We start from the raw sequence: 22,541 nt of genomic DNA, 5'->3' as shown, positions 1-22,541 counted from the left end.
GGTGGCCGGGGCGCGGGTGGTCGGGTGTTCGGCCGGGGGTCGGCAGGGCGCTCGGCTAGGCTGGCCGGCCGGAGGTGGTGGCGGGTGCGACAGGCGACGCCGGTGGCGACCGCGGCGGGACTGGTCGCGGGGTATGCCCTCGACGCGCTCCTCGGAGACCCCCGCCGGTACCACCCCGTGGCCGGCTTCGGCTGTGCCGCCGGGGCACTGGAGCGGCGGACGTACCGTCCGGACCGGCTTGCCGGAGCGGCGTTCACCGTGCTGGCGGTCGGCGCGCCGGTGCTGCTCGGCGTGGCCGCCACGGTCGCCACCCGGCGCCGGCCGGTGGCCCGGGCCGCCCTGGTCGCCGCCGGCACCTGGACGGTGCTGGGCGGGCGCACGCTGCGGCGCGAGGCCACCGTGATGGGGCGGGCGCTGCGCGCCGGCGACCTCCCGGCCGCCCGGCAGCGGCTCGGCCACCTCTGCGGCCGGGACCCGTCCGCGCTCGACGAGCCCGAGCTGGCCCGCGCCACCGTGGAGTCGCTCGCCGAGAACACCTCGGACGCGGTCGTCGCGCCGCTGCTGTGGGGCGCCGTCGCGGGGCTGCCCGGCCTGCTCGGCTACCGCGCGGCGAACACCCTCGACGCCATGGTGGGCCACCGCTCGCCGCGGTACGCCCGGTTCGGCACCCCCGCCGCCCGCCTCGACGACCTGCTCAACCTGGTGCCCGCGCGGCTGACCGGCCTGCTCACCGTCGCGGTCGCGCCGACCGCGCACGGCGACCGGGAACGGGCGTGGCGCGTGTGGCGCCGGGACCGCAACGACCACCCCAGCCCGAACGCCGGGCAGTGCGAGGCGGCGATGGCCGGCGCCCTCGGCGTACGGCTGGGCGGACGCAACGTCTACTTCGGGCGCTCCGAGGTGCGTCCTTTCCTCGGTGACGGCCCCCGCCCCGAGGCACGACACCTCAAGCGGGCCGCCCGGATCTCGGGCGCGGTCGGGCTGGCCGCGCTCGGGCTGGCCGCCGCGTACCCGCTGACCCTCGGCCGGCTGGTGGGCGCCGTCGGGCGGCGCGTCGTGGCCGGGGCGGGGCGGGGGAGCGGGCGGTGAGCGGCGGCCTGCTGGTCGCCGGCACCACCTCGGACGCCGGCAAGAGCGTGCTCACCGCCGGGATCTGCCGCTGGCTGCGCCGCCGGGGCGTGAAGGTGGCGCCCTTCAAGGCGCAGAACATGTCCAACAACTCCGCCGTCGTCGTCGGCCCGGACGGCCGGGGCGGCGAGATCGGGCGGGCGCAGGCGATGCAGGCCGCCGCCTGCGGTCTCGCCCCCGACCTGCGGTTCAACCCGGTGCTGCTCAAGCCGGGCAGCGACCTGGCCAGCCAGGTGGTGCTGCTCGGCGAGGCCGTCGACACGGTCACCGCGGGCAACTTCCGCGAGCTGCGTCCCCGGCTCGCCGAGACCGCGTACGCGGCGCTCGCCGAGCTGCGGGCCGCGTACGACGTCGTGATCTGTGAGGGCGCCGGCAGCCCGGCGGAGATCAACCTGCGGGCCGGCGACTACGTGAACATGGGCTTGGCCCGGCACGCGGGACTGCCCACGATCGTGGTCGGCGACATCGACAGGGGCGGGGTCTTCGCCTCGATGTTCGGCACCCTCGCTCTGCTGGACCCGGCCGACCAGGCGCTGATCGCCGGTTTCGTGATCAACAAGTTCCGGGGCGACCTCGGGCTCCTCCGGCCGGGGCTGGACATGCTGCGCCAGGTCACCGGCCGACCGACGTACGGGGTGCTGCCCTGGGCGCTCGACCTCTGGCTCGACGCGGAGGACTCGCTCGCGTACGGCCGGGTGCTCGGCCGACCGGCGGCCCCGCGCGGCACCGACTGGCTGGACGTGGCGGTGGTCCGGCTGCCCCGGATCAGCAACGCCACCGACGTCGAGGCGCTCGCCACCGAGCCGGGCGTACGGGTCCGGCTGACCGTCGAGCCGGCCGAACTGGCCGCCGCCGACCTGGTCGTGCTGCCCGGCTCGAAGTCGACCGTGGCCGACCTGGCCTGGCTGCGGCAGACCGGCCTGGCCGACGCCGTCCTGGCGCACGCGGCGGCGGGCAAGCCGCTGCTCGGCATCTGCGGCGGCTTCCAGATGCTGGCCCGGGCGATCCACGACCCGGTGGAGAGCCGGCAGGGCAGCGTGCCGGGACTGGGCCTGCTGCCGATCGAGGTCACCTTCGATCTGCGCAAGACCGTCCGGCAGTCGGTCGGCACCGCCCGCGGCGACGTCCCGGTCCACGGCTACGAGATCCACCACGGGTACGTCTCACACGCCGACCCGGCGCTGACCCCGCTGCTGACCTGTGCGGACGGCAGCGGCGAGGGAGCCGTGGTGGGCGCCGTGCACGGTACCCACTGGCACGGCGCCTTCGAGTCCGACGGGTTCCGCCGCCGGTTCCTGACCGAGGTGGCCCGGCTCGCCGGCCGGACCGGCTTCACGGTGGCCCCCGACACCGCCTTCGCCGCCGCCCGCGAGCGCTCCCTGGACCTGCTCGGTGACCTGGTCGAGGAGCACCTCGACACCGACGCCCTCTGGCACCTCGTCGAGTCCGGCCCGCCCGCCGGCCTCCCCTTCATCCCACCCGGATCCCCACAGCTCCCCTGAACCCCGACCACCGCGCCGCCGCGCCCGCGCGCGGGCCCCCGGCCCCTTGGCAGGAGTGATCAAGAGGTTTGTGCCCTGTGCAGCCGCGAATCAGGACGCAAACCTCTTGATCACCGGCATGGGGCATGGGGCATGGGGCATGGGGCACGAAGCATGGGCGCGGGCGGGGGGAGCGGGTGGGGCAGTCGGTTGGCGGGCCCGGGTCCGGTCAGCGGCGGATGTCGGCGGGGCGGTCGGACATGGGTAGCCCGGCCTCGCGCCACGCCTGCACGCCGCCGATCATGTCGGTCGCGCGGTGCAGTCCGAGCGCCCGCAGGCTCGCGACCGCGAGGCTGGAGCTGTAGCCCTGGCGGCACACCACCACGATGCGCTGGTCGTACGCCGTGGCCTCCGGGATCCGCCACGCGCTGGCCGGGTCGAGGCGCCACTCCAGCACCGTCCGGTCGATGACGATGGCGCCGGGCAGGTCGCCCTGCTCCTGCCGCTGCGCGTCGGTGCGGGTGTCGATCAGCAACGCCCCGGTACGGACCGCCTCGACGGTCTGGTGCGGGGTCAGCCGGCGTACCCCGGCGCGGGCCTGTTCCAGGAGGGCGTCGACGCCCGGACTCATCACGCTGTGGGACACCAGCAGATCATCCCGCCCCGTCCCGCACTCCGCCCGACGAACGCCCCGGCGTGCCCGACGAACGCTCGTTCGGGCGACCCCCGATCGGAGCACCGCCAGCCGCGGCGACGACCGGGGCCCCGGCCCGGTCCGGCGTCCGCGCGTCCCGCCGACGCCGGACCTCCCGCCACGGTAGGCCCGCGCGCTGGCTGGGGATCCGGCCTGGTTACCGTCGGCCACGTGGCGGTGGCGGTGGCGGTGGTCGAGGCGTACGACCGGCTGGCCCGGCGGGTGCTCGCCGGGCCGGCGCGGTTGGGGCGGACCCGGCTGGTGGCGGTGGACGGGCCGAGCGGCGCGGGCAAGAGCGCGTTCGCGGCGCGGCTCGCGGACGCCCTCGCCGCCCTGCCCGGCGGCGGCCCGCCGCCGGTGGTGCACACCGACGACCTGCTCGACGGCTGGGACGACCAGTTCACCTTCTGGCCGCGGCTGGAGGAGTGGGTGCTCGGGCCGCTGCGCGCCGGCCGGCCGGGGGCGTACCGCCGGTACAGCTGGGTCCGTCGGGCCTTCCTGCCGCGCCCGGTGCCGGTGCCGGTGGCGCCGGTGCTCCTCGTCGAGGGGGTGAGCGCGGCGCGGGCCGCCGCCACCGCGGACCTCACCCTGGCCGTCTTCGTCACCGCCCCGGCGCCGTTGCGGCTGGCCCGGGCGCTAAAGCGCGACGGCCCGGAAATCCTGCCGGAGCTGCGTCGCTGGCACCTCGGGGAGCGGTCGCACTTCGCTGCCGACGGCACCGAGGCGCGCGCGGACCTGGTGGTCGACGGCGCCCCGGTCCTGCCGCACGACGCCGACCGCTACTACGTGCGCCACCGCTGAGGGCCGTCGCCCGGGGCGACCTGGCGGGGCCGTCGACCCGGGCGAGATGGCGGGCCTGTCGCCGCGTGCGCCGCCGCTGGCGGCCGTCAAGGCGGCGTGACGTCGCAGGCGTTGCCGGGAGCGCCGCCGCTGAGAGGTCGGGCCGGCCGACCCGTCGCGGCGGGCTCGGGCGGTGTGCTCGGTAAGGCCGGCATACGATGCCGGTCATGACCACACCGATCATGTCCGAGTCCGAGGTCCGGGCTGCCGTCGAGCGGGAACTGCCCGGCGTCCGCGCCGACCTGGAACGCCTCGTCCGCATCCCCGGCATCGCGTTCGAGGGCTTCGACCACTCGCACGTGGAGCGTTCCGCCGAGGCGGTGGCCGAGCTGCTGCGCGGCTGCGGTCTCGACGTCGAGATCGTGCGCTCCGGTGGCCAGCCCGCGGTCATCGGCAAGAAGGCGGCCCCGCCCGGGGCGCCGACGGTGCTGCTCTACGCCCATCACGACGTGCAGCCGGTCGGCGACCTCACGCTGTGGGAGTCGGACCCGTTCGAGCCGGTGGAGCGGGACGGCCGGCTCTACGGCCGGGGCGCCGCCGACGACAAGGCCGGCATCATGGCGCACGTGGCGGCGCTGCGCGCGTACGGGGACGCGTTGCCGGTCGGCGTGGTGCTCTTCATCGAGGGCGAGGAGGAGTACGGCTCCGACTCGTTGGAGCGGCTGCTCGCCGCGCACCGCGACGAGATCGCATCGGACGTCATCGTGATCGCCGACTCCGCGAACTGGGACATCGGCGTACCGGCGCTGACCACCAGCCTGCGCGGCATCGTCAACTGCTTCGTGGAGGTGCGCACCCTCGACCACGCCGTGCACAGCGGCATGTTCGGCGGGGCGGTGCCGGACGCGCTGACCGCCCTGGCGCGGTTGCTGGCGACCCTGCACACCGACGCCGGCGACGTGGCGGTCGACGGGCTGGTCGCCCGGGAGGGCGCGAGCGTCGACTACCCGGAGGACCGGTTCCGGGCCGAGGCGGGGCTGGCCGAGGGCGTGGGCCTCATCGGCACCGGGCGGATCACCGACCGGCTCTGGACCAAGCCGGCCCTCGCGGTGCTCGGCATCGACGCCCCGACCACCGCCGAGGCGCCGAACGCCCTGGTGCCGGCCGCCAGGGCCAAGCTGAGCGTACGGCTGGCGCCGGGCGACGACCCGAAGCGGGCGTACGCGGCCCTGCGCGCCCACCTGGAGAAGCACGCCCCGTGGGGTGCGCGGGTGAGCGTCACCTTCGAACACGACGGCGACCCGTGCGTCATCGACGCGTCCGGCCCGATGTTCGACGCGGCCCGCTCGGCGTTTCGGACCGCCTGGGACGGCACCGACCCGGTGGACCTCGGCATCGGTGGTTCGATCCCGTTCATCGCCACCTTCCAGGAGATGTTCCCGCGCGCGGCGATCCTGGTGACCGGCGTGGAGGACCCGCAGGCCCGGGCGCACGGCCCGAACGAGAGCCTGCACCTCGGGGAGTTCGCGCGGGTCTGCCTGGCCGAGGCGCTGCTGCTCAAGAAGGTCGCCGAGGCGGGCATCGCCGGGCGTTAGGTGTCGGAACCGTAACTTCGGGGTCGATGTGGGCGTTTGCGGTGTGTCGGCGGTCGGGTTGTTATAGCCTCTCGAACATGCGTACGAATGAGGTGATGGGCCGGCTCGAGGCCGCCGTCAGCGCCCTGGGGGACGTCGACGTCTCCGCGTGGTCCGAGGACACGCTCAAGGAACAGCTCGGCGACCTGTCCGCCGCGCTGGTCGCTCTCGACACGGTGCTCTCCCGGGTCGCCGAGGAGATCCGCGCCCGCGGCCTGCGCATCGAGGAACCCGTCTCGGCCTGACCCGCCCACCCCTGGCGGGCGAGGTTTCCCGGCGCCCGGGCACGGCAATGCCCGGGTCGTGTCGGAGGTGGCTGGCAGGATGGAGCCCGTGCGGTTCCTCGACCTGGCAGCCACCTCCGCCGCCGTCGGCGCCACCCGGGCCCGGCGGACCAAGGTGGAGCTGCTCGCCGCCGCGTTGCGGGCGCTCGATTCGCCCGAGGTGGCGGCGGGCGCCGGCTGGCTGGCCGGCGAGCTGCGTCAGCGGCAGACCGGGGTGGGCTTCGCGAGCCTGCGTGACCTGCCGCCGCCGGCCGCCGAGCCGACCCTGACCGTGGCCGCCGTCGACGCGGCAATCGACGAGATCGCGGCCGTGCGCGGGCCGGGTTCCCAGGCCCGCCGCCGGGCGCTGCTGGGCGCGCTCTACGCCGCCGCCACCGCCGAGGAGCAGCGGCTGCTGACCGGCCTGTTCAGCGGCGAGCTGCGCCAGGGCGCGCAGGCGGGGCTGCTCGCCGACGCGATCGCCCGGGCCGCCGACGTGCCGCTCGCCGCCGTCCGCCGGGCTCTGTTGCTCGCCGGTGACCTGCGCGCGGTGGCGGTCGCCGCGCTCGACGGGGGTGCGGCGGCCCTGGGCGCCTTCGGGCTCCAGGTCGGCCGCCCGCTCGCGCCGATGCTGGCCCAGAGCGCGCCCTCGGTGGACGAGGCGCTCGCGGCCACGGGCACCCCCGCCGTGGTCGACGTCAAGCTCGACGGCATCCGGATCCAGGTGCACCGCTCCGGCGACGACATCGCCGTGTTCACCCGCAGCCTGGACGACATCACCGCCCGGGTGCCGGAGGTGGTCGCCGCCGTGCGGGCGCTGCCCGCCCGCGAGCTGGTGCTCGACGGGGAGGCGATCGGGCTCGACGAGACGGGCCGGCCGTTGCCCTTCCAGCAGACGTCGAGCCGGGCGGCGCGGCGCACCACGCCGAGCAGCGCCGGAAGCGCCTCGGTGGCTCCGGCCGTGCGCGCCGCCGCCGCGACCACCGGCGCGACGGTGCTGACACCGTATTTCTTCGACCTGCTGCACCTCGACGGCGACGACCTGGTCGACCGGCCCGGGCGCGAGCGTTGGGCCGCGCTCGACGCCGCGGTCGACGCCCCGCTGCTGGTCGGCCGGATGGAGGTCGACGGCCCGGAGCGGGCCGGCGAGGCGTTCGCCGCCGCCATCGACGCCGGCCAGGAGGGGGTCGTCGTGAAGGCGCCCGACGCCCCCTACGACGCCGGCCGGCGGGGTACCGCCTGGGTGAAGGTGAAGCCCCGGCACACTCTCGACCTGGTGGTGCTGGCGGTGGAGTGGGGCAGCGGCCGGCGTCAGGGCTGGCTGTCCAACCTGCACCTCGGCGCCCGCGACCCGCGCACGGGCGACTTCGTCATGCTCGGCAAGACGTTCAAGGGCCTCACCGACGAGCTGCTGCGCTGGCAGACCGAGCGCTTCCTCGCCCTCGCCGTCGAGCGCGGCGACTGGGTGGTGCGGGTCCGCCCCGAGCAGGTGGTCGAGATCGCCTTCGACGGGGTGCAGACCAGCTCCCGCTACCCGGGCGGGATGGCGCTGCGCTTCGCCCGCGTGGTGCGCTACCGCGACGACAAGACGGCGGCGGAGGCCGACACCATCGACGCCGTACGCGCCATCCACGCCGGCCGCGTCACCGGCTGAGCGGGCCGGCGGGGCGGGTCAGGCGGCGCCCTGCGGCGCGGGCTCGGCGGCCCGGTCGACGGGCCGCCGCGGTTCCACGCCCGCCAGCCGACGGGCCTCCCGGCGGGCCACCCAGCCGTAGCCGAACAGGGTCATCACGGCGAAGATCCACCACTGCACGACGTAGCCGAAGTTCTGCCAGTTGTTGGTGTATCCGACCGGCACGTCCTTGAAGGCGGGGTCGGCCGCCGGGGTCTGCTCGTCGAGCAGCAGGTACGCGCCGTGCACCGGATAGGGCAGCTCCCGGGCCAGCCGGGGCACGCCGATCCGCCGGGTCTCCAGCTTGCCGTCCCGCCGGGTCACGGCGACCGAGCCGCTCTCGCTCAGGTGCACCCGCCCCGTCACGGTGACCTCGCCGGGCGGGAGGGCCGGCACGTCCGGCTGGACGGTCGCGTCGCCGCCGCGGGCCGGCGGGATCCAGCCCCGGTCGACCAGCACGGCCGTGCCGTCGGCCAGCACGAGCGGGGTGACCACCTCGAAGCCGACCGTGCGGTCCACCGAGCGGCCCCGGACCAGGACCACGTTCGCCGGGTCGTAGCGGCCGGTCACGGTGACCTTGGTCCAGGCCTTCTCCGCGACGGGGGCGGGACCGGCCGTGCCGCTGCCGCCGGTCGGGGCGGGCAGCACGTCACGCAGCGGCATCGGGGCCATCCGCAGGCCGGCGTCGATCCGCTCGTTGACCTCCGTACGGGCGTGGTAGCGGTCCAGCTGCCAGTTGCCGAGCAGCACCATCACCGCCGCGGCGACCAGGGTCAGCGCGAGAATGCCCAGCCAGCGCGGCGTCAGCAGGAACCGGTACACGCCCACGAGGCTACCCCTGTGACCGGAGGCACTCGCTTCGACAGCCCCCTTCCGGGCCCGGAAGGGATGCCGGCGGCTCCGCCCGGCGTGCCCGACACCGCCGGCGCGGCCCGTTCGGCGGCGACCACCCGGCGGTCGCTTCGGCTATCGTCACGCGGGCGGACCGCGCGGTCGGCCCGCCGCAGGTCCGCCGCCGCCCCACAGGGAGTCGATGATGACCGTCGTGCCGCGCCTGGTGCTCAGCGCGCCGTCCTCCGGCCACGGCAAGAGCGCGCTGGCGATCGGGCTGCTCGCCGCGTTCGCCGACCGGGGCGTCGACGTCGCCGGGTTCAAGGTCGGCCCCGACCGTGTCGACGCCGCGTACCTCGGGCTCGCCGCCGGCCGCCCCGGTCGGACCCTGGATCCCCGGCTGGTCGGCGCCGACCGGATCGCCCCCCTCGTCGGCCACGGCGCGGCCGGCGCCGGGCTCGCCGTGGTGCAGGGCAGCATGGGCCTGTACGACAGTCTCGCCGGCCGCCCGGAGAGCGAGTCGACGGCCGCCGTGGCCACCGCGCTGCGCAGCCCGGTCGTGCTGGTGGTCGACGTCGCCGCGACGGGGCAGTCGGTGGCCGCCCTGGTGCACGGCTTCCGGTCGTACGACGAGCAGCTCTGGCTCGGCGGGGTGATCCTGAACCGGGTGGCGTCCTCCCGGCACGAGGAGCTGCTGCGCGAGGCGCTGGACGACATCGGCGTGCCCGTCTACGGCGCACTGCGCCGCCAGGACCTGCCGTCCGTGCTGCCCGCCCGCCGGTACGGGGCGGTGCCCGCGCTCGCCCGCACCGACGAGGCCACCCGCGCGGTCCGCCGGCTCGGCGAGGCGGTCGCCGCCACCGTCGAGCTGGACCGGCTGCTGGCCCTGGCCCGCTCCGCGCCGCCGCTGCCCGCGCCGCCCTGGACGCCGCCGGCCGGGCGGGAGGACGCCGTCGCGCGCCCGGTCGTCGCGGTCGCCGGTACGCCGGGCGGCAGCTACAGCCACCCCGAGACCGTCGAGCTGCTCCGGGCGGCCGGCGCCGAGGTGGTGACGGTCGACCCGCTGCACGACGAGGCGCTGCCCGCCGGCACCGGCGCGCTGGTCGTCGGCGGCGGGCTGCCCGAGTCGTACGCCGAGCAGCTCTCCGCCAACCGCCGCCTCTGCATCGCGGTCGCCGAGCTGGCCCGCACCGGGCGGCCCGTCGTCGCCGAGGGGGCCGGCCTGCTCTGGCTGGCCCGGGAACTGGACGGGCTGCCCATGTGCGGCGTGCTCGACGCGGTGGGGACGCGCCGCGACGGCCTGGTGGTGGGCTACCGGCAGGCGACCGCCCTGACCGACAGCCTCGTGGGGCCGGCGGGCACGGTCGTGGCCGGGCACAAGGAGCACCGCGGCGTGCTCGTCCCGCGTGCCGGGGCGCGGCCGGCGTGGAGCTGGGACGGCGGGGCGCCCGAGGGCTTCGTCTGGCGGGGCGTGCACGCCTCGCAACTCACCCTGCACTGGGCCGCGTACCCGCAGCTGGCGGCCCGGCTCGTGGACGCGGCGGTGGCGGCGGCGGCCGACCCCGCGACCGCCCGGCCGGACGGGGTGCCCGCGTGATTGGTCAGGTGGCGGTCCGCCGCTTCCCGGCGCTGACCGTCTCGACGCCCCGCACCGAGGTACGCGCGCTGACCGGGGCCGACGCGGCGGCGGCCGACGAGGTCTTCGCCGACCGGCAGACCCAGCGGTGGCTGCCGCTGGCCGACACCTCCGGTCAGATCGACGGGCTGGCCTGGTGCACCGACCTGGCACGGCAGCGGCGCGACAGCGGCGACGGCGACCACTACGCGGTGGTACGCCGGGAGGACGACCGGGTGGTGGGCTGCCTGTGGACCCGGCGCACCGACTGGGGCGCCCGGTGCACGGAGGTCTCCTACGCCATGGCGGCGCACGCGCGGGGCTTCGGCCTGGCGGTCGAGGCGGTCGACGCGCTCGCCATCGCGCTGATCCTCGAACACGGCTTCCAGCGCGTCGAGCTGCGGGTCGCCCCCGGCAACCTGGCCTCCCGCCGGGTCGCCGAGAAGGGCGGCTTCAGCTACGAGGGCCTGCTCCGCAACGCCGGCTTCGTCCGGGGCGGCCGGGTCGACCTGGAGGTCTGGTCCCTCGTCTCCGCCGATCTTCGCTGACCCGCCCCGCGCCGATCCGACGGCACCGCCGCCACCTCGACCGCCAGCCGGCCGGCCCGTGCGCGGAACCGGTCAGCCGACCATGCGGTCCGAGGGTGGGGTGAACTGGCGGGTGGGCTGGCCCTTGAGGCCGTCGCGCAGGGTCTGCGCCACCGCCTTGATCGGGATCTGCGACTGGCCGTCGCCGACCGCGTTGAACGGGTTGTCCGGGTCGGAGATGAAGCTCGCCGCCGCCAGCTCCGGGGTGTAGCCGACGAACCAGGCCGACCGGGTGCTGTCGGTGGTGCCCGTCTTGCCCGCCACCGGGCGGCCGACGGTGCCCCGCACGCTGTCCGCGGTCGACCACCCGCCGCAGCTCCCGCGGGCCGGGGTGTCGCCGGTCGGGCAGCGAGCGGCGTCGGTGGCGGCGCGGGCGGCGTCGGCTTCCACCACCTGCCGGCAGCGCGGCTTGGCGACCTCGCGTTCGATCCCGGAGGCCGTCTTCCAGGTGGTCGGCGTGCCGTCCCGGTTGTAGATCGCCTGCACCGGGATCGCCTCGCAGTAGCGGCCGTCCGCGGCGATCGCGGCGTACGCGTTGGCCATCTCCAGCGGCGTGGCGTCGGAGACGCCGAGGGTGAACGCGCCCCACTGTTTCGCCTTGGCGGGGGACGCGTGCTCCCGGTCGACGTCGGTGCGCCAGCGCAGCCCGAGCTGCTCGGCCAGGCGGACCGCCTTGTCCGCGCCGACCTGCTCCTCCAGCCACACGAAGTACGTGTTCACCGACTTGCCGAAGCCGGACCACATGGTCTGGTTGCCGCTCATCGCGCCGCTGGCGTTGGAGGGCGACCAGCCGTCGTAGACCTCGGAGCGGTACCGGTGCGGCGCGTTGAACGAGGTGGACAGCGGCATGCCCGAGTTCAGCGCGGCCAGCATCGGGAACATCTTGAACGTCGAGCCGGCCTGGTAGCCGGGCAGGTCGCCGCCGCCGAGCAGAGGCGCCACGGTGTTCGGGTAGTTCGCCTTGATGTTCGGTCCGGCCTCGGGGTTGGAGCTCTGCCCGTTCTCGCTCAGGTCCAGCGAGTACGTCCGGTTCACCGCCATCGCCTTGACCCGCCCGGTGCCGGGCTCGGAGACCACGATGCCGTTGGCGAACGGGCTGCCGGTGTTCTCCTTGGTGCCGACGTTCTTCTCCGCCGCCTCCTGGATCTTCGGGTCCAGGCTGAGCACGATCCGGTAGCCGCCCCGGCGCAGCTTGTCCATGCGCTCCAGCCGGTTCTCCCCGAACGCGGGCTGCGCGCTCCACCAGTTCTTCATGTAGTCACAGGCGAAGCCCCAGCTGTTCCACTTCTCCGGCACGGAGGCGCAGTCGTTCGGCGGGTAGGTCAGCTTCAGCCGGATCGGCTCGGTCTTCGCCTGCGTGACGGCGTCGGGCGAGAGGTAGCCGAGCTGGGCCATCCGGTCCAGCACGTAGTTGCGCCGGCCGGTGGCGTCCTTCTGGTCGGAGCTGGCCGGGTCGTACTCGGACGGGGACTTGACCAGGCCGGCGAGGGTGGCCGCCTCGACGGCGCTGAGGTCCTTGGGGGCCTTGGAGAAGAAGATCTCGCTGGCCGCGTAGATGCCGTACGCGCGGTGCCCGAAGTACGCGGAGTTGAGGTAGCGCTCCAGGATCTGGTCCTTGCTGAGTTCCTTCTCCAGGTCCATCGCCATCCGCATCTCCCGGACCTTGCGCAGGCTGGTCTGCTGGGTGGCCTCCTGCACCTCCTTCGGTGTCTTCGCGCTGTCCCGCAGCGCCATGCGCACGTACTGCATGGTGAGCGTGGAGGCGCCCTGGGAGACGCCGCTGGAGCGGGCGTTGGCCACGAAGGCGCGGGCGACGCCCTTCGGGTCGACGCCCCGGTGCTGGTAGAAGCGGTTGTCCTCGGCGGCGACGATCGCCTGCTGCATGTTCGGGGAGATGTCGGCCAGCTTCGTGTACTGCCGGTACTCCTCGTAGAACATCGTCAGCACCGTCTTGCCGTCCGGCGCGTAGACGTACGACGTCTCGGCCGGCAGCGCGGTGGCAAGGATCTTGGTCTTGTGTTCCATGGCGTGCGCCGTGACCTTGGCGCCGAGGCCGGTGGCGGCGGCCACGGGGTACGCCACGGCGGCGACCACGATCCCGGCGATCAGTCCGGCGCGGAGGAGGGGAACGAGACGACCAGCGGCAGCAAAGGGTCGATTGCTCACCCGCTCAAGTTATGACATTTCCGATTCGTACCTGAGAAATATTCATAAACGCTCGTGTGGTGATGCGGCCCACGCCGGGATCCGCTGTCCCGCGCGGCACCTTCCCGGCAGGATCGCGGACATGCATGGTCAGCCGACCGAGACCCGCCCCGAACCCGGGCCCGCCGGAGACGAACCCGACCTCGCCCACCACGGCGACGCCGAGGTGGGGCCGGGGCTCGTCGACCTCGCCGTCAACGTGCGGCGCGACGCGATGCCGGACTGGCTGGCCGACCCGATCACCGCCGCGCTCGGCGACCTCGCCGCGTACCCCGACCCGGGGCCGGCGCGCGCGGCCGTCGCGGCCCGGCACGGCCGCCCGCCGGCCGAGGTGCTGCTGACCGCCGGCGCGGCCGAGGGTTTCGTGCTGATCGCCCGGGCGCTGACCGGCGTACGCCGACCGGTGGTCGTGCACCCGCAGTTCACCGAGCCCGAGGCGGCGTTGCGTGCCGCCGGGCACCAGGTGGAGCGGGTGCTGCTCGACGCGGCCGACGACTTCCGGCTCGACCCGGCCCGGGTGCCCGCCGACGCCGACCTCGTGATGATCGGCAACCCGACCAACCCGACGTCGGTGCTGCACCCCGCCGGCGACCTGGCCGCCCTGGCCCGGCCCGGCCGGGTGCTGGTGGTCGACGAGGCGTTCGCCGACACCACCGTCGCCCCCGGCGTGGCCGGCGAACCGGAGTCGCTGGCCGCCCGGCGGGACCTGCCCGGCCTGCTGGTGGTCCGCAGCCTCACCAAGACCTGGGGCCTGGCCGGCCTGCGGATCGGCTACCTGCTCGGCGAGGCCCCGCTGCTGGAGCGGCTGGCCGCCGCCCAGCCGCTCTGGGCCGTCTCCACCCCCGCCCTGGCCGCCGCGTCGGCCTGCGCCACGCCCGTCGCGGTCGAGGCCGAGCGCGCCATCGCCGCCCGGCTCGCCGCCGACCGCGAACACCTGGTCGCCCGCCTGTCGGCCCTGCCCGGCGTACGCGTCGCCGGCCGCCCCGCCAGCGCGTTCGTGCTGGTGCACGTCCCCGGCGCCGCCGACGTGCGGCTCGCCCTGCGCCGACGCGGCTGGGCGGTGCGCCGGGGCGACACCTTCCCCGGCCTCGGCCCGGACTGGCTGCGCGTCGCCGTGCGCGACCCGGCGACCACCGACGCGTTCACCGAGGTACTGGCGGAGATCCTGGAGGCATGATGCTGGAGACCACCATCGCGGCGATCCGGCCGCCGGACGAGTCGGCGATGGCCGCCGCCCGGGAGCTGCAGGGGCGGCTGACCAAGCCCGCCGGCTCGCTCGGCGCCCTGGAGGACCTCTCCGTACGCCTCGCCGGCCTGGCCGGGCACTGCCCGCCGCCGCTGCCCGAGCCGGCCGCCGTCGCGATCTTCGCCGGCGACCACGGCGTGCACGCCCAGGGGGTGACGCCCTGGCCGCAGGAGGTCACCGCCCAGATGATCGGCAACTTCCTGGCCGGCGGCGCGGTGGTCAACGCGTTCGCCCGGCAGGCCGGCGCCTCGGTCACCGTGGTCGACGTCGGCGTGGCCACCCCGCTCCCGGTCGCCGCGCCGGGCGGGGAAGCCGGGGGAGTCCTGCCGACCCGCGACGCGCCCCGGCTGGTCGCGGCGAACGTCCGCCCCGGCACCCGGGACCTGGCGGTGACCGCCGCGCTCACCCGCGACGAGGCGCGCGCGGCCGTCGAGACCGGCATCCGGGTGGCCGACGAGCTGATCGACGCGGGCGCGGGCATCCTGCTCACCGGGGACATGGGCATCGGCAACACCACGCCGGCCGCCGCCCTGATCGCCACGTTCGCCGGCATCGACCCGGCGGAGACGACGGGCCGGGGCACCGGGGTCGACGACCCCACGTACGCCCGCAAGGTCGACGTCGTGCGGGCCGCGCTGCGCCGGCACGCCCCCGACCCGGCCGACCCGCTGGGCGTGCTGGCCGCCGTCGGCGGCCTGGAGCACGCCGCGCTGGCCGGGCTGATCCTGGGCGCCGCCGCCCGCCGGACGCCGGTGCTGCTGGACGGGGTGATCGCGGTCGCCGCGGCGCTCGCCGCGGCGGCCTTCGCGCCGCCCGCCGTGGCCGCCATGGTGGCCGGGCACCGCTCGGCCGAGCCGGGGGCCACGGTCGCGCTGCGCCGGCTGGGCCTGGCGCCGCTGATCGACCTCGGGCTGCGCCTCGGCGAGGGCACCGGCGCGCTGCTCGCGTTGCCGGTGGTCACCGGCGCGGTCCGGGTGCTGCACGAGGTCGCCACGTTCGACTCGGCGGGGGTGGCCGAGAAGTGAACGGGCCCACCATCGGCTCCGGCGGCGAGGCGGCGGCGTGAGCGGCAACCCGTACCCGCTCGGCCTGCGGCTCGCCGGCCGACGGGTGGTCGTGGTGGGCGGGGGAGCGGTGGCCACCCGGCGGGTGCCGGCGCTGCTCGACGCCGGGGCGCACGTCCTCCTCGTCGCGCCCGAGCTGACCCCGGCGCTGCGCGCGCACGCCGACGCCGGGCGGCTGCACTGGGCGCCGCGGCGGTTCGCCCCCGACGACCTGGACGGCGCGTGGCTGGTCCAGGTCGCCGTCGACGACCCGCTCGCCGCCGCGTCGGTCAGCGCCGCCGCCGCCGAGCGCCGCATCTTCTGCGTACGCGCCGACGACCGCGCCGCCGCCACCGCCTGGACGCCGGCGGTGACCCGGCACGGCCCGGTGACCGTGGCGGTGCTCGGCGGGGGCGACCCGCGCCGGGCGATGGCCGTCCGCGACGCCGTCCGGGCCCTGCTGGAGGTGCGGGAGGGCACCCTGTCGGCGCCCGGGACGCCGTCGGGCACCCGTCCCGGCCGGGTGGCGCTGGTCGGTGCGGGCCCGGGCGACCCGGAGCTGATCACGGTCAGGGGGTGGCGGCTGCTCACCGAGGCGGACGTGGTGGTCGCCGACCGGCTCGTCCCGGGGCTGCTCCTCGACGAGCTGCGCGCCGACGTCGAACTCGTGGACGCCTCCAAGATCCCGTACGGTCCGTCCCGCGCGCAGGAGGAGATCAACCGGATCCTGGTGGACCGGGCCCTGGCCGGGAAGCTCGTGGTCCGGCTCAAGGGCGGCGACCCGTACGTCTTCGGCCGGGGCGGCGAGGAGCTGCTGGCCTGCGCGGCGGCCGGCGTGCCGGTGACCGTGGTGCCCGGCGTGACCAGCTCGATCGCGGCTCCGGCCGCGGCGGGCATCCCGGTCACCCATCGGGGGGTGGCCCACGAGTTCACCGTGGTCTCCGGGCACGTCGCGCCCGACTCGCCGGCCTCCCTGGTCCGCTGGGACGCGCTGGCCGGGCTGCGCGGCACGCTGGTCGTGCTGATGGGGCTGAAGAACCTCGCGGCGATCACCGCGACGCTGCTCGCGCACGGCCGCCCGGCCGAGACGCCGGCCGCCGTGGTGCAGGAGGCGACGACCGGGTCGCAGCGGGTCCTCCGGTCCACGCTCGGCGCGGTGGCCGCCGACGTGCTCACCGCCGGGCTGCGCCCGCCCGCGGTGGTGGTGCTGGGGGACGTGGTCGACGCCCTCGGCGGGGCTGGTCCTGAGGGAATCCCGGGGGGCGGCCCGGGTCAGACCGGGCAGAGTTTGACGGGATGAACGACGGCGGCCGGAGACTGGGGAGTCTCCGGCCGCCGTCGTCGCTGGTCAGGTCACTGCTTGAGCATGTTGTCCAGCAGCAGGGCGCAGCGGATCAGGCCCAGGTGGCTGTAGGCCTGCGGGTGGTTGCCCAGCCCGCGCTCGGCCATCGGGTCGTACTGCTCGGGCAGCAGGCCGGTCGGGCCGGCGGTGTCCACCATCTGCGAGAACAGCTCCTCGGCGTCGGTACGCCGCCCGGTGCGCAGGTACGCCTCGATGAGCCACGCCGTGCAGATGTGGAAGCCGCCCTCGCGCCCGGGCAGGCCGTCGTCCCAGTGGTAGCGGTAGACGACCGGGCCGCTGCGCAGATCCGCCTCGATCCGCAGGACGGTGGAGAGGAAGCGCGGGTCGTCGCCGGGGAGCAGGCCGGAGAGCCCGATCCACAGCGACGAGGCGTCCATCTCCTCGTCCCCGTACGCCACGCTGTAGGCCTCGACGGTCTCGTGCCAGCCGTACTCCAGCACGTTGGCGCCGATGCGGTCGCGCAGCTCCACCCACTCCGGCCGGTCCTCGCCGCCGTGCTGGCGCATCACGTGCAGTGCCCGGTCGACGGTCATCCAGCACATCACCTTCGAGAAGATGTGGTGCCGCGGGGGGAGGCGGGCCTCCCAGATGCCGTGGTCAGGCTCGTGCCAGCGGCGGCGGACCGCCTCGACCATGTTGTCGAGCACCCGCCACTCGTCCTCGCGGACGGAGCCGCGCGCGTCGGCCACGGCCGCGATGAGGTCCGCGATCGGGCCGAAGACGTCGAGCTGGAGCTGGTGGTTGGCGAGGTTGCCGACCCGGACCGGCCGGGAGCCGGCGTAACCGGGCAGGGTGTCGATGACGGCCTCGGCGCCCAGCTCGTAGCCGTCCACCGTGTAGAGCGGGTGCAGCCGCTCCGGGTGCCCGCCGGTGCGCTCGATGCACCCGTCGACCCACCGCAGCAGCGCCTCGGCCTCCTCGATCGAGCCCAGGTCGACCAGAGACCGCGCGGTCATCGCCGCGTCCCGCAGCCAGCAGTAGCGGTAGTCCCAGTTGCGGACCCCGCCCAGCTCCTCCGGCAGCGAGGTGGTCGCGGCGGCCAGGATCGAGCCGGTGGCCTCGTGGCAGAGCCCGCGCAGGGTCAGCGCGCTGCGGACCACCAGGTCCCGGGCGGTGCTCGGCAGCCGCAGGGTGGCCACCCAGTCCTTCCAGGGCTGCTCGGCCAGGGCCTGCCGCTCGTGGACCGGCAGCCGGTGGTGCTCCAGGCTGTGCGTGCCGAAGCGCAGCTCCAGCACGACCTGCCCGCCGGCGGCGGAGAGGTCGACGACCGCCTTGGCCGTCTCGTAGCCGCCGTCGTTGGTGACCTGCCACTCGACCCCGGGCGAGTAGAGCGCGACCGGCTCGTTGGAGCCGAGCACCAGCAGGCCGTCGCCGATCGGCTGCAACTGCACCGCGACCTGGCCGAACTCGGGCCGGGGCGCGAACTCCAGCCGGGCCCGGCCCGAGCCGGTGAGCACCCGGACCATGGTCGAGTCGCCGGTGACGACGGCCGGGCCGTCGGGCGTGGTCTCCCTGGCGGGCTTGTCCAGCCAGTCGGTGACGGTCAGGCCCGACCACCGGGTCTCGACGGTCATCGTGCCCGAGCGGTAGCGCTGGCCGAGCGGGATGCCCCCGCGCTCCGGCGCGACGCTGAAGTGCCCGGCCGGGCTGCCGCCGACCAGGTCGGCGAAGATCGCCGCCGAGTCCGGCTTGGGGTGGCAGAGCCAGGTGACCTTGGCCTCGGGCGTGAGCAGGGCCACGGTCCGCCCGTTGGCCAGCATCGAGTGCCGCTCGATCGGCACCGCCCGCTCGCCGAAGAGCCAGTGCCGGCGGGTCTCCAGCAGCAGGCCGAGGGCGCGGGCGGCCTCGATCGGCTCGGCGACCCGGTAGCCGGCCTGGGTCTCGCCAGGGCCGATCTTGATGCCGACGTCCGGCCCGTGCAGGTTGCCGAAGGCGTTCTCGTCGGTGACGTCGTCGCCGATGAAGAGCACCGCGCTGGCGGAGAGCTGGGTGCGCAGCTGGTCGACGGCCGTGCCCTTGTGGGTGGCGACCACCGACAGCTCGAAGACCTCCTTGCCCTGGGTGACCGTGACGTCGTCCCAGGTGGCGGGGCCGTTGCGGACCGCCTCGATGGCGGCGGCCGCGACCTCGGGGGCGACCCCGCGGGTGTGCACCGCGACGCTCGCCGGCTTGCGTTCCAGCCGGATGCCCGGGTGGGCCGCGGCGATCTCGCGCAGCGCGTCGCGCAGCCGGGTGCGGACCGCGATCAGCTCGGGGGAGAGCCGCTCGACGAAGCCGATGTCGAACTCGGATCCGTGGCTGCCGACGAGGTGGACCTCGCTGGGCAGCCGGGAGAGCGCCGCCAGGTCGCGCAGGGCCCGCCCGGAGACCACCGCCACGGTGGTCTGGGGCAGGGCGGCCAGCGCCCGGACGGCGGCCACGGACTCCGGCAGCGGCACGGCCTTGCTCGGGTCCTCCACGATCGGCGCCAGGGTGCCGTCGTAGTCGCAGGCGATCAGAAGCTGGGGCACCCGGGCGATCCGGCCGATGGCCGCGCGCAGTTCCGGGTCCATCGTGCCGGCCGCCGGGGTGATGATCTCGCTGGCGGCGTTCACGCGTCCTCCGTTTGAGGCACACCGAGCTCGGTGAGGAACGACTTCGCCCAGTGCCCCACGTCGTGGGTGCGTAGGTGGCGTTGCATTGTCCGCATTCTGCGGCGGGCCTCCGGCTTCTCGACGTGCACGGCCCTCAGCAGGGCGTCCTTGACCGCGTCAGGGTCGTGCGGGTTACACAGGAACGCCTGACGCAGCTCGGTGGCGGCGCCGGCGAACTCGCTGAGCACGAGTGCACCGCCCTGGTCGGCGCGCGATGCGACGTACTCCTTGGCTACCAGGTTCATTCCGTCTCGCAGCGGGGTCACCATCATCACGTCGGCGGCGGCGTACATCGCGGCCAGTTCAGTGCGACTGTACGACTGATGCAGGTAATGCACTGCCGGCACGCCGACCCTGCCGAACTCGCCGTTGATGCGCCCGACCTCCCGCTCCACCTTCACGCGTAGTGCCTGGTAGTGCTCCACGCGCTCGCGGCTGGGTGTGGCGACCTGCACCATGACCGCGTCGGGAACTGTCAACTTTCCGTCAGCCAGCAGCTCGCGGAAGGCCTTCAGCCGCAACTCGATGCCCTTGGTGTAGTCCAGCCGGTCGACACCCAGGATGATCGTCTTCGGGTTGCCCAGCTCCTCGCGGATCTCCTTCGCCCGGGCCTGGATGCCCGGGTCGGCGGCCAGCCGCTCCATCTCCTTCGTGTCGATGGAGATCGGGAACGCGCCGGCCTTCACCTGGCGGCCGTCGACCTGGATCATCTGCCCCTCGTAGCGCAGCCCGAGCAGGTGCCGGGCCAGCCGGACGAAGTTCTGCGCGGCGAGGCGCTGCTGGAACCCGACCAGGTCGGCGCCGAGCAGGCCGCGCAGGATCTCGGTGCGGAACGGCATCTGCATGAACAGCTCGATGGGCGGGAACGGGATGTGCAGGAAGAAGCCGATCCGCAGGTCGGGCCGCAGCTCGCGGAGCATCGCCGGGACGAGCTGGAGCTGGTAGTCCTGCACCCAGACCGTCGCCCCCTCGGCCGCGACCTCCGCCGCGGCCTCCGCGAAGCGGGCGTTGACCAGGCGGTACGCCTCGCGCCAGCGGCGCTTGTAGGCCGGCGTCTCCACCGCGTCGTGGTAGAGCGGCCAGATCGTCGCGTTGGACTGGCCCTCGTAGTAGCGCTCCAGTTCCTCCGCGCTCAGCGGTACCGGGTGCAGCCGGATGCCCTCCAGGTCGAAGGGCTCGGGGGCGGCGCCGGTGCCGCCGGCCCAGCCGACCCAGGTGCCCTGGTGCTCGGCGAGCACGGGGTGCAGGGCGGTCACCAGCCCCCCGGGGCTGCGACGCCACTGCCGTCCCTCAGGTGTGCTCACCTCGTCGACGGGTAGCCGGTTCGCCACTACGACAAAGGAGCTGCGGACGGTCACGTTCGGCCACCTCCGGGTGCTGACGGGTCAACCGCGAATGAGCGTACTGAGCGTAGCTGCGGCTTCTGGGGCCCCGTGCCGGAGTCACCTACCCTTCCCACGATGGTCCAACCCTTGGGGTGATCTTGTCGATACCCCTGCTCGGAAGCAGGGGTGGTGCGACGCGTCCGGAGCGTCGGGGGCGGGGTGATGTGGGCGCGACGGCGCGTACCTGTCAGGATTGACGATGGCGTGCGTGCGGCCGGCCACCGGCCGGCGGCGGCGGGCGGAGGTCGCAGCCCGCGCCCGCGCCCGCCGACCCAGTCGCAACCTACGGAGGTAGCCCGCACCGTGGCCCAGTACATCTACGTCCTGGAAAAGGCGCGCAAGGCGCACGGCGACAAGGTCGTGCTCGACAACGTGACGCTGAGCTTCCTCCCGGGGGCCAAGATCGGTGTGGTCGGCCCGAACGGCGCCGGTAAGTCCAGCCTCCTCAAGATCATGGCAGGCCTGGACCGGCCGAGCAACGGCGAGGCCCGGCTGATGCCCGGCTACACCGTCGGCCTGCTCGCCCAGGAGCCCCCGCTCAACGACGCCAAGACCGTGCTCGGCAACGTCGAGGAGGCGGTCGCCGAGACCAAGGCCAAGCTGGAGCGGTTCAACAAGATCGCCGAGCAGATGGCGACCGACTACTCCGACGAGCTGATGGAGGAGATGGGCAAGCTCCAGGAGGAGCTGGACCACGCCGACGCGTGGGACATCGACTCCAAGCTCGAACTGGCGATGGACGCGCTGCGCTGCCCGCCCCCGGACGCCGACGTCACCCAGCTCTCCGGGGGCGAGCGGCGCCGGGTCGCGCTGTGCAAGCTGCTGCTGGAGGCCCCCGACCTGCTGCTGCTCGACGAGCCCACCAACCACCTGGACGCGGAGAGCGTCTCCTGGCTGGAGCAGCACCTGGCCAAGTACGCGGGCACCGTCATGGCGATCACCCACGACCGGTACTTCCTGGACAACGTGGCCGGCTGGATTCTGGAGCTGGACCGCGGCCGGGCCGTCGGCTACGAGGGCAACTACTCCACCTACCTGGAGAAGAAGGCCGCCCGGCTGGCCGTCGAGGGCCGCCGCGACGCCAAGATGAAGAAGCGCCTCACCGAGGAACTGGAGTGGGTCCGCTCCAACGCCAAGGCGCGGCAGACCAAGTCCAAGGCCCGCCTCGACCGCTACGAGGAGATGGCCACCGAGGCGGAGAAGACCCGCAAGCTGGACTTCGAGGAGATCCAGATCCCGCCGGGCCCCCGCCTGGGCAACACGGTGATCGAGGCGCACGGCCTGACCAAGGGCTTCGGCGACCGGGTGCTCATCGACAACCTGTCCTTCTCGCTGCCCCGCAACGGCATCGTCGGCATCATCGGCCCGAACGGCGTCGGCAAGACCACCCTGTTCAAGACCATCGTCGGGCTGGAGCAGCCGACGAGCGGCGACGTCCGGGTCGGCGAGACGGTCTCGCTGTCGTACGTCGACCAGAACCGGCAGGGCCTGGCCGGGGACAAGACGGTCTGGGAGGTCGTCTCCGACGGGCTCGACCACCTGATGGTCGGCAAGGTCGAGATGCCGTCGCGGGCGTACATCGCCGCGTTCGGGTTCAAGGGGCCGGACCAGCAGAAGCCGACCAAGGTGCTCTCCGGCGGCGAGCGCAACCGGCTCAACCTCGCGCTGACGCTGAAGATCGGCGGCAACGTGATCCTGCTCGACGAGCCGACCAACGACCTCGACGTGGAGACCCTCTCCAGCCTGGAGAACGCGCTGCTGGAGTTCCCCGGCTGCGCCGTGGTCATCTCCCACGACCGGATGTTCCTCGACCGGGTCGCCACGCACATCCTGGCCTGGGAGGGCGACGACGAGAACCCGGCGAAGTGGTTCTGGTTCGAGGGCAACTTCGAGGCGTACGAGAAGAACAAGGTCGACCGGCTCGGCGCGGAGGCGGCCCGCCCGCACCGGGTGACCTACCGCAAGCTGACCCGCGACTGAC

The 22,541-nt window shown here is 74.8% G+C and carries 17 protein-coding genes; 12 read left to right on the top strand and 5 right to left on the bottom strand.

The features are described 5' to 3' along the window. Positions 1–84 precede the first annotated feature (84 nt). A complete protein-coding gene (locus DER29_RS21125; protein ID WP_121399434.1) occupies positions 85–1,089 on the top strand; it encodes a cobalamin biosynthesis protein in 1,005 nt (334 codons plus the stop codon). Beyond that, positions 1,086–2,630 carry a cobyric acid synthase gene (locus DER29_RS21120; RefSeq protein ID WP_121399433.1) on the top strand — a complete coding sequence of 515 codons (1,545 nt, stop codon included), beginning with the start codon at positions 1,086–1,088 and terminating at the stop codon, positions 2,628–2,630. The genes DER29_RS21125 and DER29_RS21120 overlap by 4 nt, the downstream gene beginning before the upstream one ends. A gap of 208 nt (positions 2,631–2,838) precedes the next feature. On the opposite strand, the gene DER29_RS21115 is transcribed toward DER29_RS21120, so the two are convergent. Continuing rightward, entirely contained in the window at positions 2,839–3,240 is a 402-nt protein-coding gene (locus DER29_RS21115; RefSeq protein ID WP_121400090.1) for a rhodanese-like domain-containing protein, read from the bottom strand. 234 nt (positions 3,241–3,474) lie between these two features. On the opposite strand from DER29_RS21115, the gene DER29_RS21110 reads away from it, so the two are divergent. From DER29_RS21110 to DER29_RS21095, 4 genes are all read left to right on the top strand, one after another. Beyond that, a complete protein-coding gene (locus DER29_RS21110; RefSeq protein ID WP_233600092.1) occupies positions 3,475–4,104 on the top strand; it encodes a hypothetical protein in 630 nt (209 codons plus the stop codon). 221 nt (positions 4,105–4,325) lie between these two features. Then, a complete protein-coding gene (locus DER29_RS21105; RefSeq protein ID WP_199729528.1) occupies positions 4,326–5,678 on the top strand; it encodes a dipeptidase in 1,353 nt (450 codons plus the stop codon). Between the two features lie 77 nt (positions 5,679–5,755). Next, positions 5,756–5,962, top strand: coding sequence for a hypothetical protein (locus tag DER29_RS21100; protein ID WP_121399432.1), 207 nt, complete (start codon positions 5,756–5,758; stop codon positions 5,960–5,962). An 88-nt stretch (positions 5,963–6,050) separates the two neighbouring features. After that, positions 6,051–7,634, top strand: coding sequence for an ATP-dependent DNA ligase (locus DER29_RS21095; protein WP_121400088.1), 1,584 nt, complete (start codon positions 6,051–6,053; stop codon positions 7,632–7,634). 18 nt (positions 7,635–7,652) lie between these two features. On the opposite strand, the gene DER29_RS21090 is transcribed toward DER29_RS21095, so the two are convergent. Beyond that, positions 7,653–8,480 (bottom strand): SURF1 family protein, encoded by an 828-nt coding sequence (locus DER29_RS21090; RefSeq protein ID WP_199729492.1) that lies wholly within the window; start codon positions 8,478–8,480, stop codon positions 7,653–7,655. A 208-nt stretch (positions 8,481–8,688) separates the two neighbouring features. Between DER29_RS21090 and DER29_RS21085 the strand changes: the two genes are divergently transcribed. Next, positions 8,689–10,080, top strand: coding sequence for a cobyrinate a,c-diamide synthase (locus tag DER29_RS21085; protein WP_121399431.1), 1,392 nt, complete (start codon positions 8,689–8,691; stop codon positions 10,078–10,080). After that, positions 10,077–10,646 carry a GNAT family N-acetyltransferase gene (locus DER29_RS21080; RefSeq protein WP_121399430.1) on the top strand — a complete coding sequence of 190 codons (570 nt, stop codon included), beginning with the start codon at positions 10,077–10,079 and terminating at the stop codon, positions 10,644–10,646. Before DER29_RS21085 ends, DER29_RS21080 begins: the two co-directional genes overlap by 4 nt. Positions 10,647–10,718: 72 nt before the next feature. Here DER29_RS21080 and DER29_RS21075 read toward each other — a convergent pair whose 3' ends face one another. After that, positions 10,719–12,851 carry a transglycosylase domain-containing protein gene (locus tag DER29_RS21075; RefSeq protein ID WP_121399429.1) on the bottom strand — a complete coding sequence of 711 codons (2,133 nt, stop codon included), beginning with the start codon at positions 12,849–12,851 and terminating at the stop codon, positions 10,719–10,721. Positions 12,852–12,972: 121 nt separating this feature from the next. On the opposite strand from DER29_RS21075, the gene cobC reads away from it, so the two are divergent. From cobC to cobA, 3 genes are read left to right on the top strand one after another with little or no spacing between them, the layout of a single operon-like run. Then, complete coding sequence (gene cobC, locus DER29_RS21070; RefSeq protein WP_121399428.1) at positions 12,973–14,067, top strand: Rv2231c family pyridoxal phosphate-dependent protein CobC; 1,095 nt, start codon at positions 12,973–12,975, stop codon at positions 14,065–14,067. Continuing rightward, positions 14,067–15,161 carry a nicotinate-nucleotide--dimethylbenzimidazole phosphoribosyltransferase gene (cobT, locus tag DER29_RS21065; RefSeq protein ID WP_121399427.1) on the top strand — a complete coding sequence of 365 codons (1,095 nt, stop codon included), beginning with the start codon at positions 14,067–14,069 and terminating at the stop codon, positions 15,159–15,161. Before cobC ends, cobT begins: the two co-directional genes overlap by 1 nt. A gap of 37 nt (positions 15,162–15,198) precedes the next feature. Beyond that, complete coding sequence (cobA, locus tag DER29_RS21060; protein WP_121399426.1) at positions 15,199–16,479, top strand: uroporphyrinogen-III C-methyltransferase; 1,281 nt, start codon at positions 15,199–15,201, stop codon at positions 16,477–16,479. Between the two features lie 53 nt (positions 16,480–16,532). Here the strand turns inward: cobA and otsB are convergent, their stop codons facing one another. Further along, positions 16,533–19,094 carry a trehalose-phosphatase gene (gene otsB, locus DER29_RS21055; RefSeq protein ID WP_370040545.1) on the bottom strand — a complete coding sequence of 854 codons (2,562 nt, stop codon included), beginning with the start codon at positions 19,092–19,094 and terminating at the stop codon, positions 16,533–16,535. 38 nt (positions 19,095–19,132) lie between these two features. Continuing rightward, positions 19,133–20,533, bottom strand: coding sequence for a trehalose-6-phosphate synthase (locus DER29_RS21050; RefSeq protein ID WP_121399424.1), 1,401 nt, complete (start codon positions 20,531–20,533; stop codon positions 19,133–19,135). Positions 20,534–20,863: 330 nt separating this feature from the next. Here DER29_RS21050 and ettA point away from each other — a divergent pair, with 330 nt between their 5' ends. Beyond that, positions 20,864–22,540 (top strand): energy-dependent translational throttle protein EttA, encoded by a 1,677-nt coding sequence (gene ettA, locus DER29_RS21045; protein ID WP_121399423.1) that lies wholly within the window; start codon positions 20,864–20,866, stop codon positions 22,538–22,540. The last annotated feature ends 1 nt before the right edge of the window (position 22,541 follow it).

Source organism: Micromonospora sp. M71_S20 (assembly GCF_003664255.1).
In the GTDB taxonomy this organism is placed as follows: Bacteria; Actinomycetota; Actinomycetes; order Mycobacteriales; family Micromonosporaceae; genus Micromonospora.
The sequence above is the reverse complement of the archived record's forward strand: the minus strand, read 5'-3'. Positions and strand labels throughout refer to the sequence as shown.

Bases quoted from the DNA above. Each gene is read 5' to 3' on its own strand.
- DER29_RS21115 (WP_121400090.1), bottom strand. From the start codon at position 3,240: ATGAGTCCGGGCGTCGACGCCCTCCTGGAACAGGCCCGCGCCGGGGTA.
- DER29_RS21105 (WP_199729528.1), top strand. From the start codon at position 4,326: ATGTCCGAGTCCGAGGTCCGGGCTGCCGTCGAGCGGGAACTGCCCGGC.
- DER29_RS21100 (WP_121399432.1), top strand. From the start codon at position 5,756: ATGCGTACGAATGAGGTGATGGGCCGGCTCGAGGCCGCCGTCAGCGCC.
- DER29_RS21085 (WP_121399431.1), top strand. From the start codon at position 8,689: ATGACCGTCGTGCCGCGCCTGGTGCTCAGCGCGCCGTCCTCCGGCCAC.
- cobC (WP_121399428.1), top strand. From the start codon at position 12,973: ATGCATGGTCAGCCGACCGAGACCCGCCCCGAACCCGGGCCCGCCGGA.
- cobT (WP_121399427.1), top strand. From the start codon at position 14,067: ATGCTGGAGACCACCATCGCGGCGATCCGGCCGCCGGACGAGTCGGCG.
- otsB (WP_370040545.1), bottom strand. From the start codon at position 19,094: ATGGACCCGGAACTGCGCGCGGCCATCGGCCGGATCGCCCGGGTGCCC.